Genomic DNA, 13,935 nt, shown 5'->3' with positions numbered 1-13,935 from the left:
GCCGGCGGGATGCTGCCGGTGCTGCTGAGCCTAATATCGGTCCACGCCGCACCGCCGTCCACGTCATGCCTGCCGGGCGCTGACGGCGCTGGGGCCCCGTCTCGTGGGAGGATCGCGCCGTGCCGTCGCTCTTCGCTGCTTATCTGCGCGTCTACGAGCCGCTGACCGCCTTCGACCGGGACCGTCAGTCGTACTGGCGGCGCTACGTGCGGGAGGGGCGGGCGGTCGCCCCGCTGGAGGGCCCCGGACGGCAGCGCACCTCGGTGATCGAGGCGCTCGGCGCGGGCTGGACCCGGCTGCCCGACCTGCCGGACGAGGCGTACGTCCTGGAGGCCGACGACACGCTGCTGGTCTGCCCGTGGAACCTGCGGATCCGGGTGGCTGAGGCGGCGCTCAGCGCGCGGGACGGGGTGCCGTCGGTGCTCGCCGACGCGTTCGTCCCGCCCGTGCTGGCGGGTCAGGCCAAGGCGGTGGTCGACGACTGGCGCAGCGGGGCGCGGGTGCTCGAACACGGGGTCCCGCGGCTGCACGAGCAGATCGCCACCTGGGGCGTGCCGCTGCGATGGTTCGTGCTCTTCGAGCCGGCGGAGCGGGACCTGGTCACCCACCCGGGGCGGCGGGCGCTGCGCTACCGCACCGAGATCTCCAAGGCCCGCCGGCGGTCGTCCCGCGCCTTGTCGGTGCTGCGCAAGTCGGTCGGGGACGCCCCGATCACCGAGGCGGTCGAGGAGGCCGCCCGGTGGCTGGAGGAGTTCCATCCGCGCTCGGTGGTGGAGCTGGACTACGGCGGCCTGGTGCAGCTGCTCTCCGACGAGACGCTGACCGCGGACGACTCGACGGAGCTGGTCGCTGCCGGCCTGGCCGGGCTCGCCCGGGGGGAGGCGGAGGAGGCCTCCGCGGCGTACGACCGGCTGGTGGCCCGCTGGCGTGCGGTGCAGCTGCTCGAGCGGTGCAACTGACCACGAATCCACCCAGCGATGCCGTCAGATACGAGCCGATCTCGTAGTTGACGCATCACGAACCGTGATCATGAGTCCGAATAAGGTACTTTCTGCCGTGTAAAAGTCAGATAAATCGGGCATGGTTCATCCGTCCGTCTAGGGACCTTCGGCCGTTCGGCCCATGTCGGACATCGGGGACTAGCCGGACCATGGGAGACGCGTCGGCCGGCGGGACCCCGGCCGATGTCTATACATGTGGAGGAGTGACCGATGGCATCGCGAACGCACGAACCAGAGCCGCTACTCACGCCGGCCGAGGTGGCGTCGATGTTCCGTGTCGACCCGAAGACGGTGACCCGGTGGGCCAAGGCGGGGAAGCTCAGCGCGATCCGAACCCTGGGCGGCCACCGTCGGTACCGCGAGTCGGAGGTTCGGGCCCTGCTTCAGGGGCAGATCCCGCAGCAGCGTCAGGGAGACTGACCGACCGACACCGAGAAGAATTCCGGACTCAGGGGCGGGCGGACGTCGCGACAGCGGCGATCCACCGCCCCTGAACCATGTCCGGGGCCGGCGACGCTCACTCCTGGACGGTCACCCGGATCCCGATCGTGCCCCGATCCCCCCGCCGCAGCCGGCTGCCGAGCAGGGTCAGCCGGCCCAGCAACCGGTACTTCTGCTTGATCAGATCGCGGATCCGGCGGCTCTCCTCCAGGGAGCCGAGCACGGCGTGCCCGGGTACCGCCGCACCGAGCGGCCGGCCGCGGACGTCGCACGGGGCCACCGTCACCGTGCCGTCGCGCCGGATCCGCTTCACCTTGCCCGAGTCCGCCGCCGTCCAGACCGCCAGCGTGTCGCCGTCACGCACCGCCCAGACCGGGGTCGGCACGGCCCGACCGTCCTTGCGGAACGTCGTCAGCAGGACGTACTTCTCCGCCGCCAGGCGGTCCAGGTCGGTCACGCCGCCAAGGATACGACCGCGACAGGTCCCGGCCGCACGGATAGCGTGAACCCCGTGACCGGGGAACCGAGGATCGGCGACGTGTTCGGCGAGATGCTGCGCGACGCGTACGCCGTGCACACCGGCATCGGTCCCCGGCCGCTGGTGGGCGGGCGGCTGCCCCGACCGGTCATCGAGATCATCGAACGGGAGGACGGGCTGATCAACGGCGCGCCCGCCGCGCACTACCTCGACGGGCCGCAGGACTGGCAGCCGTACGACCACCGGGCCGTGGACCGGGCCCGGGGCGCGACGCTCGACATCGGCGTCGGGGGCGGGCGGATCGCGCTGCTGCTCCAGGAGCGGGGCGTACCGGTGACCGGACTGGACACCTCGGTCGGCGCGCTGCGGGTGTGCCGGCACCGAGGGGTACGCGAACTGGTCCTCGGCACGGTCGACGAGCACGCCGCCGACGGCCGGCGGTACGACACGTTCCTGCTGCTCGGCAACAACCTGGGGCTGATCGAGGGGCGGCACCGGGCGCCGGCGTTCCTGGCCGCGCTCGCCGCGATGGCCGCGCCCGGCGCGCAGGTCATCGCGCACGGCACCGACCCGTACGGCACGAAGGACCCGGTGCACACCGGCTACCACGAACTCAACCGGCGGCGGGGCCGGCTCGGCGGCCAGTTGCGGCTGCGGCTGCGCTACCGGGAGCTGGGCACGGAATGGTTCGACTACCTCGTCTGCTCGGCCGAGGAGCTGGCCGAGCTGGTCCGGGACACCGCCTGGCGGCTGACCGACGTGGACGACCGGGACGCCCCGTACTATCTGGCCACCCTGCGGCTGGCGGGCTGAGCGCGCCGCCGGGACCCCGGACCGGGGCCCCGGCGCGGGGTAGGCCGTGTTTCATGAGGACTGGCCGGCCTGCGGCGGGCCCAGGCGACGGCCGGCAGCGTTGCGATTCCGTCCGGATACAACACCGGTATCCGGACGAAACCGCGCCTTGCCGGACCGCCGCCTGGGCTCCCCCTCGGCTCGACCGCCCTCATGAAACACGGCCTACACCTGCACGGTCGGGGGCAGCTGCTCCGGCGGGAGCCCGCCGTCGCCGTCGACCACCTCGTCCGGGGTGCCGTCCTCGTCGATGTCGACCATCGTGATGTCGACCTTGCCGTCACCGTCGGTGTCGAACTGGAACAGGTCGGCCTTGCCGTCACCGTCGGTGTCCACCACCCACACGTCGGTCTTCCCGTCGTTGTTGGTGTCGGCGCGGAGCAGGTCGACGCGCTCGTCGCCGCGCGTCTCCACGGTCTCCCCACTCTCGCTGGTGCCGGTGCCGTCCACGGTCTCCGGTGCCTGGCTCATGCGCTACGTCCTTCCCTTGACGTTGAGGGCCGTCTGTACCCGGTCCGGCGGTCCCCCACGCATGCCGCCCGGGGCACTGCTGCATAGGGTCGCACCCAGGAGCGGGCGGCAGGGCGCGACGGAGACCCCGGCGCGTCGCCGCACGCAGCGAGGGAGCGTCATGAGTGGTCGTTTTGTCGTCGTCGGTGCCGGCACGATGGGGCTCGGGATCGCCTACGTCGCCGCCGGTGCGGGACACGCCGTCGAACTGGTCGAGGTGGACCGGGGCCGGTCGGAGGCGGCGGCCGCGCGCCTCGGTGAGCTGTGGGACCGGGCCGTGCAACGCGGGAAGCTGAGCGCCGACGAGGCCGCCGGGCACCGGGCCAGGGTGACCCTGCGCGCGGCGCTGGGTGAGGTCGCGCCGGAGCCGGACGTGGTCGTGGAGGCGGTGCCCGAGCGGCTCGACCTGAAGCGCGCCGTGCTGCGCGAGGCCGAGGGGCTGCGCCCGGTGCTGCTGGGCAGCAACACCTCCAGCATCCCGATCGCCGAGCTGGCCGACCCGCTGGCCCGGCCGGAGCGCTTCCTCGGGCTGCACTTCTTCAACCCGGTCTGGGCGATGGCCCTGCTGGAGGTCGTGGTGGGCCCGGCGACCGCCCGGGAGACCACCGAGGCGGCCGTCGCGCTCGCCGGCCGGCTCGGCAAGGACCCCGTCGTCGTACGCGACATGCCCGGCTTCGCCACCTCCCGGCTCGGGGTCACCCTCGGTTTGGAGGCGATCCGGATGGTCGCCGACGAGGTGGCCAGCCCCGCCGACATCGACAAGGCGATGGTGCTCGGCTACCGGCACCCGGTCGGCCCGCTGGAGTTGACCGACCTGGTCGGACTGGACGTCCGGCTCGACATCGCGCGCACCCTCCAGGCCGCCTACGGCGATCGCTTCGCGCCGCCGCCGCTGCTGGTGGAGATGGTCGCCGCCGGAAAGCTCGGCAAGAAGTCCGGCCAGGGCTTCTACCGCTGGATCGACGGCCGCAAGGCCGACGGGGAAGGGGCGGGCCGGTGAGCGGGCTGCGGATCGAGGAGCTGCCGGACCGGCTCGTGGTGACGCTGGACCGGCCCGAGAAGCGCAACGCGATCGACGCCGCCCTGATCGGCGAACTGCACGAGGTCTGCGCCGAGCTGGAGGCCCGGCCCCGGCTGCTGCTGCTCACCGGCGGCACCGAGGGCATCTTCGCCGGCGGGGCCGACATCGGCCAGCTGCGCGAGCGCGGCCGCACCGACGCCCTCGCCGCCATCAACCAGGCGGCCTTCGCCCGGATCCGGGCCCTGCCGATGCCGAGCGTGGCCGCGGTGGACGGGCCGGCGCTGGGCGGTGGCGCCGAGCTGGCGTACGCGTGCGATCTGCGGGTCTGCACGGCGCGGGCGGTCTTCGGCCAGCCCGAGGTGCGGTTGGGCATCCTGGCCGGCGCGGGCGCGACCTACCGGCTGCCCGCGCTGGTCGGCGAGGCCCGGGCCAAGGAGCTGCTCTTCACCGGCCGGCAGGTGGATGCCGAGGAGGCGCTGCGGATCGGCCTGGTCAACCGGGTGGTGACCGAACCGGCCGAGCTGCTGCCGAGCGCACACGAGCTGATCGACGAGATGGCGAAGGGCTCTGCCCTGGCGCTGCGGCTGACCAAGCTGGCGGTGGACGCGCCGCCGGCCGCGCACCCCCACCTCGACCTGGTCAGCCAGGCGGTGCTCTTCGAGGACGAGGAGAAGCGGCGGCGGATGACCGAGTTCCTGGAACGGCGCCGCTCCCGCTGACCCACCCCGTACGCGCGACGGCCGCACCGGATGTCCCGGTGCGGCCGTCGTCGTCGGTGCTCAGTGCCGGATCGACACGTCCGCGTCGTCCAACGCCCGGATCAGCCCGGCCGACTCGGCGAAGCCGATGACCAGTACCGCCTCCGGGGCGTAGCTCTTGATCTCCTTCGCGGTGCCGACGAAGTCGACGCCGTCGGCGCCCTCACCGTCCGCCGGCGGATCGTAGGTCAGCAGCTTCACCCGGTCGCTGCCGAACCCGGCCCGCTCCAGTTCGGCGCGGACGGTCTCCTGGAGACCCTCACCGTAGGAGTCCTTACGGGCGACCACAACGATCTTGTGCGGACCGTCCCGCAGTATCACGTCGGCCAGCGCCCGGCCCTGGAGGCTGTCCGGCGGGGCGGTGCGGAAGTAGAGGCCCTTGTCGTCGGCCTTGGTCAGCCCCGAGTCGGTGTTCGACGGGGAGAACAGGATCCGCCCCGCGGCGACCACGTCCGGCAGCACCGAGCTGGAGATGCCGGATCCGCCAGCGCCGATGATGACCTGCACCTTGTTGCGGATGTGCGAGGCGACCGTGGCCTTGGCGACCGCCGGGCTGGTGCCGTCGTCGCCGTCGATCCAGACCATCGGCTCGCCCAGCACGCCGCCGGCCGCGTTGATCTCCTTGACCGCCAGGGCCGCGCCCGCCGCGAGCGGCGGGTTGGCCAGGGCCAGGTCACCGGTCTTCGGCAGCAGGCCGCCGAGGATCAGCGGGGAGCCGTCGCTGCGGTCGTTCTTGCCGCCGCGCTGCTTCTTGGGCTTCGGCGGGGCCTTGGTGCTCGCCGCCGTCTCGAAGCCCGCGCCGACGAACTCGGTCTTCGCGTCGTTGATCTTCTGGGCGTCGAAGTGCAGCGTCGCGTAGCTGGCCGTGGCCGGCTCGCCCTCGTCCGTGAAGCCGGCCCGGGTCAGCGACGGGCCGCGGTATTCCACGTCCTGCCCGTCGCGGGCCAGGGTCAGGCAGGTCTCGGCGTCCGAGCAGCGCTGACCGTTGTTGGTCACGCCGACTATCTGCTTGGCGATGTCCGCCGGGTCGGTACTGCCGGCGAGCTGCGCCGCCAACGCGCTGATCATGACCGCGTCGTACGCCTCGGCGGCGTAGAGGAAGTCGGCCAGCTTGGGATCGACCGCCAGTAGCCGGTCCTTGAAGTCGTCCGTCAGCGGCGTCAGCGGGGTTGTGCCCTTCATGCCGTCGACCAGGTCGGCGCGCTCCTTCAGCTCGCCGGCGAAGGAGTTCAGCATGTTGCCGTCGGTGCCGTACAGACGCACCTGTTGGGTGGCTGTGTCTTCGGGCTTGTCGGTCGTCCCGCAGGCGCTGGTGACGAGCAGGAACGCCGCACCCGCCGCCAGGATGGCAGCGCGCGGGCCGCGTGTTACGAGCATGGTCGTCCTTACCTTTGGGGAGTTCCGCTGGGCACCATAGCGCGCCGGGGCGGCGGGTGGGAGCGTGGATGCCACCGGTAGGCGTCGGCCATCCGTCACGGATACGCTCCGTGATCAACGGGCTGTTCCGGGTCACCGCTTGACCCGCCGTCCTACTGTGCGGCAGGTGACCGAAGTACCTGACCAGACGCTCGACGACGCGACCGCCGTGCTCCGTTCGGCGCTGGCCGGGGATGGTGACGCGGTGGTGGGAACGTTCGACGCCGTGGTCGACCGGTCCGGGCTCGCCGGGGCGTACGGGGTGGCCTGGTGCCTGGCCGCCACCATGGTCGGCGACCCGCCGCCGCCCGGCGCCTGCGCGCTGGACTTTCCCGGCATCGACGAGGCCGGTTACGACACCCGCTGGGTGGCCCGCTTCGTCAGCGCGTACGCCAACCACGACGCGGACACCGGCGAGGCGCTGTTCGGGGCGGCGGCCGCCGACGGCCTGCTGCCGGACTGTCTGCTCACTCTCGCCGGCTCGACCGTGGCCACCCTGCGCAGTCGGGCCGGTTGACGGCGCGGCGCCCGGTTCGGGCGCCGCGCCGGCCTCCCTCAGTACGCGTGGTACGCCACCAGCGGCTCGTACTCGTAGCGCAGCGTCTCGAAGCGGACCTGGAACCGGACCCCGTCCCGCACGTTCGTCGCCACGGTGGTGAAGCCCGACTTCGACGGCAGGTACGTCCGGTAGTTGCACCGGTCCGTCTTGTCCACGAAGATCACGCACGCCTCGACGCCGAACTCGCTGGCGTTGCGGACGTTGATGTCCTTGCACCGGGTGCTGGTGCGGTACGGGCCGGCGTCGCCGCCCCAGCCGCCGGTCTGGAAGTACGAGCGGACCGCGCCGCCGTAGCAGGTGGCGTACGACTCGAACAGGTTGGTCTCGGGGGCGGCCTGTGCGGGGGAGCCGAGGGCGAGGAGCGACAGCGCCGCCGTGGTTGCCGCCAGGCGGGCGACCGGGGATGCCATGCGGTTGCCTCCAGGGATGGGGGTGCACCCTGCGTTGCGGACAGGGTGCCGAGCGTGGTGATGGTACCGGTGGTTCGTCCGCAGTGGACCATCCCGCCGATGTGATAGCTCTGGTGACATGTCCGAGGCGATGCTGAGCAAGGTGCGCAAGTTGCTGGCCAAGGCCGAGGATCCGGCCTGCACGCCCGCCGAGTCGGCGGCCTTCACCGCGAAGGCCACCGAGCTGATCGCCCGCTACGGCGTCGACCGGGCGCTGTTGGCCGCTCGCGACCCGGCCACCGACCTGGTCGGCGACCGGGTGGTCGACGTCGTCGCCCCGTACGCCCGGGACAAGGCCGGGCTGCTCGCCGCCGTCGCCGACCCGCTGCGCTGCCGCTGCGTACGCCGGGCCCGGGGTGACGGCTTCGCCCTGCACCTGTTCGGCTTCGCCAGCGACCTGGAACGGGTCGACCTGCTCTTCACGTCGCTGCTGGTGCAGGCCGCGCACGGGCTGTCCGGGACGGCCGTGCCGGCCGGCGAGCATCCGGCCGCCTTCCGCCGCTCCTGGCTGGCCGGTTTCGCCCGGGTGGTCGGGGAGCGGCTGCGAGCCGCCGAGGCGGGCGCGGTGGCCGAACGGGACGGCCCATCGGTCGCGCTGGTCCTGGCGGACCGCTCGGACCGGGTGGCCCGCCGGGTGACCGAGGTCTACCCGAGGTTGCGTACCGCCCCGGTCCGCCGGCTGGCCGGAACCGGCTTCGGCGCCGGGGCCGAGGCGGGCCGCCGGGCGGACCTCGGCGGTCGCGGAGTCGTCGACGGTGCCGGGGATCGGGGGATCGCGGGCTGAGCCACGCTGCTCCCGTCCCCGGCCGAGCGGTGGGGCTCCGGCCGGGGCCCACCTGCCGCTCGTGTCGCCGTCGTTCGGCCGCCCGGATCAGCCGTCGCCGGCTCAACGGCCCGCCGGTGAGCGCGTGGTCGGGCCGGCCGGTGGGCTGGGTCAGCCCGGCTCGGCGTCGTACCGGGTGAGGGTGTCCAGGTAGCGGCTGAGCAGCTCGTGCCAGCCGGCGGTGAGCGCCTCCCGGTAGCCCTCGGCGGCCGCGCCGTGCCGGTCGAAATGCCGGTGCTCCACCTCGATCCGGGTCTGCCCCGACCCGTCGGGCAGGAACAGCACCTCCACCTCGCTGGCCCGCGCCGGATCCGGCACCGGCACCCGGTCGGGGCCGATCTGCCAGGTGAAGACGAGCCGCTTCGGCGGATCCCAGGTGAGCACCCGGCCCCAGTCGCTGCGGAAGCCGTACGGGCCGATCTCGTAGAGCATGCCGCCGGCCTTCGGCTCGATCCCCAGCTCGGCCAGCGCCTCCGGCCCCGACCAGGTGTATTCGCGGACCCACCAGTCGGCCAGCGCCCCGGTGAACACCGCGAACGCCTGCTCTGCCGTGGCTGGGGCGAGGAGGATGCTGCGGAGTGCGTACCGCTCTACGTCCTGCCGGACGTCCGCCATCTCCTGTCCCATAGGCCCGGACCATACCGGCTGATGCCTCGCTGTGCAGCTTCGCGTACTGCCCCCTTCCGGACAGTCGATCGGAACCCACCGTGTCGGATTCGGCACGGATGGCCACCGGGAAACCGGGTAACCGCGCCTGACGTGGCCCGACGGCCGGGCCTCGGGTTAGGGAGCGGGAAGCATGAGCGAGAGCGGGGCGGCGGCGCGCGGACCGGACCGGACCGGCGGGGGCCCGGAGCTCGAGCCGGACGTCCTGCTCGACGTCCCCGGGCTGTCCGTCGACTCGCTCCGGCTGGCGGTGGACGGGCTCGACGCGGATCTGTCGCTGCGCGCCCGGCTGGCCAACCTGCTCCAGCTCGACGCCGGCGTGCGGGTGCACCTGGAACAGGTGGAGCTGGACATCGAGGGTGTCCGCGCGGAGGCGGTGCTGAAGGTCCGGCTGGAGAAGGTGCTGGAGATCCTGGACCGGGCGTTGAGCACCATCGACCGCAACCCACAGATCATCGCCGCGCTGGCCAACAGCGCGAACCTCACGCTGAACGACGTCAACCGGGTGGCCGACCGGGTCGCCAACGCGGCCACGCCGGTCGTCAACCAGGCCGGCCAGCAGGTGGGCCAGGCCGGCCAACTGGTCGGGCAGGTGGCGCAGCAGCAGGGGATGCCGGCCGGAGCGCAGGTGGGTGGGGCCGCTGGAGCCGGGCAGCCGGGGCGGCAGGGCGCTGAGGCCGGACCTCAGACGGGCCAGGCTGGCCAGCAGGGCGGCGCGGCCGCCGGCGTAGGCCCCGGTGGGAGGCCGGCGGGCCCCGAGGGCCCGTCAGGTGGGCGGACCGCCGGCAAATCGGCGCCGACCGCACCGGAGCGGCCCGCGGGGCCTCGCCCGGAGTCGCCGGCCGGTCCGTTGCCGGCGGGTTCGCCGCAGGAGCCGCCGCTGGGCCCGGTGCCGTCCGGCCGGGCGGGCGCCAAGGGGGGCCGGCCCGCCGACCGGGGTACGACCGCGGGCGACCGCGAGTCGCGCGGCGAGGCCGAGGGCGGCGGATCGACCCAGGGCGGGCGGCAGCAGGGTGGAACCGCGCAGGCGTCCCAGCTCGCCGGGCAGGCGGGCGAGACGCTGCGGCAGGCCGGTCGGAGCGTCTGGGAGGCGATCCAGGGCGGCATGGCGCAGCGACGCCAGGGGCAGCAGCGCCGGGACCGCTGACGCGACACCCGGCGCCTCAGCTCCGCGGCTTCCGATGACGAGTGGGAAACCGTCGCGGGTCCTAGGGAACGCCGGCGGTGTCCCGGACGACGGGGTGACCGGCGTCGGGCTGCTGGCCGATGTGCGGCTCGCCGGGCGCCGTCACGGCGGCGACCGACACCGCTGCCGCCAGAGCAACCGGCGGCATCCACCATCGATGGAGGCCCAGCCGCGCCAGTCGTTCGTAGGTCAGCCCGCCGTCCATGCGCACAGGCTAGGCCGACGATCCGTCTGATCGATCGTCGCCTTCCTGTGACGGCGATCTACGGGACCCGCCGACAATCGTCATCTGCGGCCACGAGCAAGCAGGGTGCGCCGTATTGGCTACCACTTCTTGTCAAGATCGTGACACGTTGTCAATTGTTGCTGACAGGAATTGAAAGAGAAATCGTCGGTCCGGTGTTCGACGACGGTCCGGTCACGCCTTCCGTTCGGTGCAGCAGCCATCGGCGCAGCCCGGGGACTCGACGGTGGCGTCGACGGCAGGCAGGGGTGCGCAGTCGTCGCAGTGCTCACCCCGCCAGGCTTCGACGCCTTCCTTGACCGCGACGCCGGCGATGACGAGCGCGGCGATCGGGTCGGCCCACGACCAGCCCCAGGTGGCGTTGAGCACCAGGCCGACGAGCAGTACCCCGGAGAGGTAGGTGCAGAGCATGGTCTGTGTCGAGTCGGCCATGACCGTTGCCGAGCCGAGTTCCCGTCCGGTGCGGCGCTTGGCCGCCACGAGGAGCGGCATCACGAGCAGCGACGCCACGGCGAGGCCGATCCCCACCGGGCTGACGTCGGCATCGCCGCCGGCCAGCAGCGAGCGGACGGCGTCGAAGGTCACCCAGGCGGCGAGGGCGAAGAACGACGCGCCGATGAGCCGCAGCGCCAGGCGTTCCCGAGCCTCGGGCACCCGGGAGCGGAACTGCCAGATCAGCACGGCCGCGCTGGACACCTCGACGAACGAGTCCAGGCCGAAGCCGATCAGCGCCGTCGACGAGGCGGCCGCGCCGGCGGCGATGGCGACCAGGCCCTCCAGCAGGTTGTAGCCGGCGGTGGCGTAGGCGAGCCAGAGGCTGCGCCGGGACAGCACCGCCCGACGCTCGGGGGTCAGCAGCGAGGCGCTCACGCCGGCACTTCCGCCGAGGGCTCGGTCGACGTCCCGTAGGTCGGGCACAGAGCGACCGCCTCGCCGGTCGCGGCGAGGACCTGTTCGGCCGAGCGCAGCAGGTCCAGGAGTTCCGGCCGCGTCAGGGCGTAGAACGACTGGCGGCCCTCGGCCCGATAGTCGATCAGCCCGCAGTCACGAAGACACGCCAGGTGCTTCGACACCGTCGACTGCGCCAACCTCAGCTCGCCGGTCAGATCCACCACCCGGGCCTCCCCGGTCGCGATCCGGCGCAGGATGGCCAGCCGGGTCGGGTCGCCGAGAGACCGGAACAACGCCACCGCGGGGGCCAGCCCGGGAGGGCAATCAATCGCCATGGCGGGATGATAGCCAGCTCCAGCGATCGATCTGCAATCCGGGCCAACAGGGACGGCCGGCTCTCAGGGGCGACCTTGACACCGCGTCAATGATGGCCGCATGAGCCCGAGTGACACGGACCCGCTGTTGGTGGCCGGCCGTCTCGTGATCGTGGTCGTCAGCCTCTTCGTGCTCGTACTCGGCGTGCGCGTCGCCCTGTCGCGACGGTTTCCCCGGGCCTGGCTTCGCTCCGGGCGTCCGACGAAGAGCCACCGATCCCAGCCCGTCCGCGTCGGCGGCGGCATGGCGCTGGTTGGGGCGAGTCTGCTGATCCAGCAGGCTCCGTTTCTGATCCCTACGTCTTTTGTGCTCGGCACCGCTCTGCTCGCGGTGGCGATGCTCCTTGCCGCCACCGCGGCGGGCTGGTTCGTCCTGCGGCGGGACTAGTCACCAACCGCCCGCTCCGGGGCAGTCGTGCGACAGCTCCGTGCGCCGCACAGCTCCCTGGTAGGGCCACCAACAGCAAAATCCCCACCGGCGTTTCCGCTGGCGGGGATCTCTGTAGTCGGCGAAAGGCTATGTGGTCAGGGACAGGATCAGAGGCTCATCCCTTGCCACTCTCAACATATAGCGCACGGGGGGCCTTGCGGCAAGACCCGGGTCGTGCCACAGAATTGCCGGCCGAGGCCAGGACCTGCGGAAATCAGAGATTCGTGAAGATACGTGGGCGGTAGCAGCTGGCCGAAATGCAATGGGGGGTTTCATGTTTGACGTGATCGTTGCCGGCGGCGGACCGACCGGCTTGATGCTGGCCAGTGAATTGCGGCTGCACGGCGTGCACGCGCTCGTGTTGGAGAAGGAGTCGGAGCCGACCGCGTTCGTCCGCGCGCTCGGCCTGCACATGCGCAGCATCGAGGTGATGGACCAGCGCGGTCTGCTGGAGCGTTTCCTCGCGTACGGCCAGCAGTACCCGGTCGGTGGTTTCTTCGCCGGCATCGACAAGCCCTCGCCCATCCGGCTGGACACCGCGCATCCCTACGTCCTGGGCATCCCGCAGACCATCACCGATCGCCTGCTGGCCGAGCGCGCCACCGAGCTCGGCGCCGAGATCCGGCGCGGCTGCGAGCTGGTCGGGCTGAGCCAGGACGACCGCGGGGTGACCGCTGAGCTGGCCGACGGCACGCAGCTGCGCTCGCGCTACCTCGTCGGCTGCGACGGCGGCCGTAGCACGGTACGCAAGCTGCTCGGCGTCGGCTTCCCGGGCGAGCCCACGAGGGTCGAGACGCTGCTGGGCGAGATGGAGGTGACCGCCCCACCGGAGAAGCTGGCCGCCGTCGTGGCCGAAGTCCGCAAGACCCACAAGCGGTTCGGCGTCGCGCCCTTCGGCGAAGGGGTGCACCGCGTCATCGTGCCCGCCGAGGGGCTGGCCGAGGACCGCATGGTCCCGCCGACCATCGAGGAGTTCCGGCAACAGCTGCGGGTGTTCGCCGGTACCGACTTCGGCGTGCACTCACCGCGCTGGCTCTCCCGCTTCGGCGACGCCACCCGCCAGGCCGAGCGCTACCGGGTCGACCGGGTGCTGCTGGCCGGCGATGCGGCGCACATCCACCCGCCGGTCGGCGGGCAGGGGCTCAACCTCGGCATCCAGGATGCGTTCAACCTCGGCTGGAAACTGGCCGCCGAGATCAACGGCTGGGCGCCGGAAGGGCTGCTGGACAGCTACCACACCGAACGGCACCCGGTGGCCGCCGACGTGCTGGAGAACACCCGGGCGCAGATGCAGCTGCTGTCCCCCGAGCCGGGCCCCCAGGCAGTGCGCCGGCTGGTGGCGGAACTGATGGACTTCGAGAACGTGCACCGGTACCTGATCGAGAAGATCACTGCGATCGGAGTCCGCTACGACTTCGGCGACGGGCACGAACTGCTCGGCAGGCGGATGCGCGACATCGGCTTGAAGCGGGGCCGCCTCTACGAGCTGCTGCACGATGGTCGCGGACTGCTCCTCGACCGAACCGGCCGACTCTCGGTCACCGGGTGGGCCGACCGGATCGACCACGTCGTCGACGGCAGCGAGGAACTGGATGCGCCCGCCGTGCTGCTGCGGCCGGACGGTCACGTGGCCTGGGCCGGCGAAGACCAGGCGGATCTCCTCAGCCAGCTGCCGAGGTGGTTCGGCGCTGCCGCCAGCTGAGCGCGCAGCGATTTCGCACGGGCAACGACGATGCCTGCGGACACCTGTCCCGCCAGGCAACTGGGGCTTGAGCCGACCGTAATGCGGTGGCACGCATCCACCAAGGAAGTCACCAGCCGCAGCCACGGCTGTCT

At 72.3% G+C, this 13,935-nt stretch carries 18 protein-coding genes; 10 read left to right on the top strand and 8 right to left on the bottom strand.

All coding sequences use genetic code 11. The features are described 5' to 3' along the window. Positions 1-119 precede the first annotated feature (119 nt). Both ACTMTB_RS06905 and ACTMTB_RS06900 read left to right on the top strand, forming a co-directional pair. Positions 120-959 (top strand): hypothetical protein, encoded by an 840-nt coding sequence (locus ACTMTB_RS06905; RefSeq protein WP_210774358.1) that lies wholly within the window; start codon positions 120-122, stop codon positions 957-959. 252 nt (positions 960-1,211) lie between these two features. Next, positions 1,212-1,421 (top strand): BldC family transcriptional regulator, encoded by a 210-nt coding sequence (locus tag ACTMTB_RS06900; RefSeq protein WP_007073996.1) that lies wholly within the window; start codon positions 1,212-1,214, stop codon positions 1,419-1,421. Positions 1,422-1,518: 97 nt separating this feature from the next. Here the strand turns inward: ACTMTB_RS06900 and ACTMTB_RS06895 are convergent, their stop codons facing one another. Beyond that, complete coding sequence (locus ACTMTB_RS06895; protein WP_441143351.1) at positions 1,519-1,899, bottom strand: PPOX class F420-dependent oxidoreductase; 381 nt, start codon at positions 1,897-1,899, stop codon at positions 1,519-1,521. 54 nt (positions 1,900-1,953) lie between these two features. Between ACTMTB_RS06895 and ACTMTB_RS06890 the strand changes: the two genes are divergently transcribed. After that, on the top strand, positions 1,954-2,733 hold the full coding sequence (locus ACTMTB_RS06890; RefSeq protein WP_441143349.1) for a class I SAM-dependent methyltransferase: 780 nt from the start codon (positions 1,954-1,956) through the stop codon (positions 2,731-2,733). Between the two features lie 204 nt (positions 2,734-2,937). Here the strand turns inward: ACTMTB_RS06890 and ACTMTB_RS06885 are convergent, their stop codons facing one another. Then, the gene (locus ACTMTB_RS06885; protein WP_441143347.1) at positions 2,938-3,243 is read right to left on the bottom strand and encodes a hypothetical protein; all 306 of its coding nucleotides are present in this window, start codon (positions 3,241-3,243) and stop codon (positions 2,938-2,940) included. A 160-nt stretch (positions 3,244-3,403) separates the two neighbouring features. On the opposite strand from ACTMTB_RS06885, the gene ACTMTB_RS06880 reads away from it, so the two are divergent. Next, a complete protein-coding gene (locus ACTMTB_RS06880) occupies positions 3,404-4,282 on the top strand; it encodes a 3-hydroxyacyl-CoA dehydrogenase family protein (RefSeq protein ID WP_441143346.1) in 879 nt (292 codons plus the stop codon). Next, positions 4,279-5,022, top strand: a complete 744-nt coding sequence (locus ACTMTB_RS06875; protein WP_441143345.1) for an enoyl-CoA hydratase/isomerase family protein — start codon at positions 4,279-4,281, stop codon at positions 5,020-5,022. Before ACTMTB_RS06880 ends, ACTMTB_RS06875 begins: the two co-directional genes overlap by 4 nt. Positions 5,023-5,082: 60 nt before the next feature. Here the strand turns inward: ACTMTB_RS06875 and ACTMTB_RS06870 are convergent, their stop codons facing one another. Continuing rightward, on the bottom strand, positions 5,083-6,438 hold the full coding sequence (locus tag ACTMTB_RS06870) for an ABC transporter substrate-binding protein (protein WP_441143343.1): 1,356 nt from the start codon (positions 6,436-6,438) through the stop codon (positions 5,083-5,085). A gap of 166 nt (positions 6,439-6,604) precedes the next feature. Here ACTMTB_RS06870 and ACTMTB_RS06865 point away from each other — a divergent pair, with 166 nt between their 5' ends. Continuing rightward, positions 6,605-6,994, top strand: a complete 390-nt coding sequence (locus ACTMTB_RS06865) for a hypothetical protein (protein ID WP_154940641.1) — start codon at positions 6,605-6,607, stop codon at positions 6,992-6,994. A gap of 38 nt (positions 6,995-7,032) precedes the next feature. Here the strand turns inward: ACTMTB_RS06865 and ACTMTB_RS06860 are convergent, their stop codons facing one another. Beyond that, complete coding sequence (locus ACTMTB_RS06860; RefSeq protein ID WP_441143341.1) at positions 7,033-7,446, bottom strand: hypothetical protein; 414 nt, start codon at positions 7,444-7,446, stop codon at positions 7,033-7,035. Between the two features lie 118 nt (positions 7,447-7,564). Here ACTMTB_RS06860 and ACTMTB_RS06855 point away from each other — a divergent pair, with 118 nt between their 5' ends. After that, positions 7,565-8,269: a DUF2786 domain-containing protein gene (locus ACTMTB_RS06855; RefSeq protein WP_441143339.1), complete on the top strand. Its 705-nt coding sequence runs from the start codon at positions 7,565-7,567 to the stop codon at positions 8,267-8,269. 150 nt (positions 8,270-8,419) lie between these two features. Here ACTMTB_RS06855 and ACTMTB_RS06850 read toward each other — a convergent pair whose 3' ends face one another. Beyond that, positions 8,420-8,935 carry an SRPBCC family protein gene (locus tag ACTMTB_RS06850; RefSeq protein WP_441143337.1) on the bottom strand — a complete coding sequence of 172 codons (516 nt, stop codon included), beginning with the start codon at positions 8,933-8,935 and terminating at the stop codon, positions 8,420-8,422. Positions 8,936-9,107: 172 nt separating this feature from the next. On the opposite strand from ACTMTB_RS06850, the gene ACTMTB_RS06845 reads away from it, so the two are divergent. After that, complete coding sequence (locus ACTMTB_RS06845) at positions 9,108-10,121, top strand: hypothetical protein (protein WP_441143335.1); 1,014 nt, start codon at positions 9,108-9,110, stop codon at positions 10,119-10,121. A 61-nt stretch (positions 10,122-10,182) separates the two neighbouring features. Here ACTMTB_RS06845 and ACTMTB_RS06840 read toward each other — a convergent pair whose 3' ends face one another. The 3 genes from ACTMTB_RS06840 to ACTMTB_RS06830 form a co-directional block, all read right to left on the bottom strand. After that, the gene (locus tag ACTMTB_RS06840) at positions 10,183-10,365 is read right to left on the bottom strand and encodes a hypothetical protein (RefSeq protein WP_441143333.1); all 183 of its coding nucleotides are present in this window, start codon (positions 10,363-10,365) and stop codon (positions 10,183-10,185) included. Between the two features lie 213 nt (positions 10,366-10,578). Continuing rightward, entirely contained in the window at positions 10,579-11,274 is a 696-nt protein-coding gene (locus ACTMTB_RS06835; RefSeq protein WP_441143331.1) for a cation diffusion facilitator family transporter, read from the bottom strand. Further along, positions 11,271-11,630, bottom strand: coding sequence for an ArsR/SmtB family transcription factor (locus ACTMTB_RS06830; RefSeq protein ID WP_441143329.1), 360 nt, complete (start codon positions 11,628-11,630; stop codon positions 11,271-11,273). Before ACTMTB_RS06830 ends, ACTMTB_RS06835 begins: the two co-directional genes overlap by 4 nt. A 100-nt stretch (positions 11,631-11,730) precedes the next feature. Here ACTMTB_RS06830 and ACTMTB_RS06825 point away from each other — a divergent pair, with 100 nt between their 5' ends. Then, positions 11,731-12,057 carry a hypothetical protein gene (locus tag ACTMTB_RS06825; RefSeq protein WP_441143327.1) on the top strand — a complete coding sequence of 109 codons (327 nt, stop codon included), beginning with the start codon at positions 11,731-11,733 and terminating at the stop codon, positions 12,055-12,057. Positions 12,058-12,373: 316 nt separating this feature from the next. Next, entirely contained in the window at positions 12,374-13,801 is a 1,428-nt protein-coding gene (rox, locus tag ACTMTB_RS06820; RefSeq protein ID WP_441143325.1) for a rifampin monooxygenase, read from the top strand. The last annotated feature ends 134 nt before the right edge of the window (positions 13,802-13,935 follow it).

The organism is Micromonospora sp. L32 (assembly GCF_052068055.1).
In the GTDB taxonomy this organism is placed as follows: domain Bacteria; phylum Actinomycetota; class Actinomycetes; order Mycobacteriales; family Micromonosporaceae; genus Micromonospora; species Micromonospora purpureochromogenes.
The sequence above is the reverse complement of the archived record's forward strand: the minus strand, read 5'-3'. Positions and strand labels throughout refer to the sequence as shown.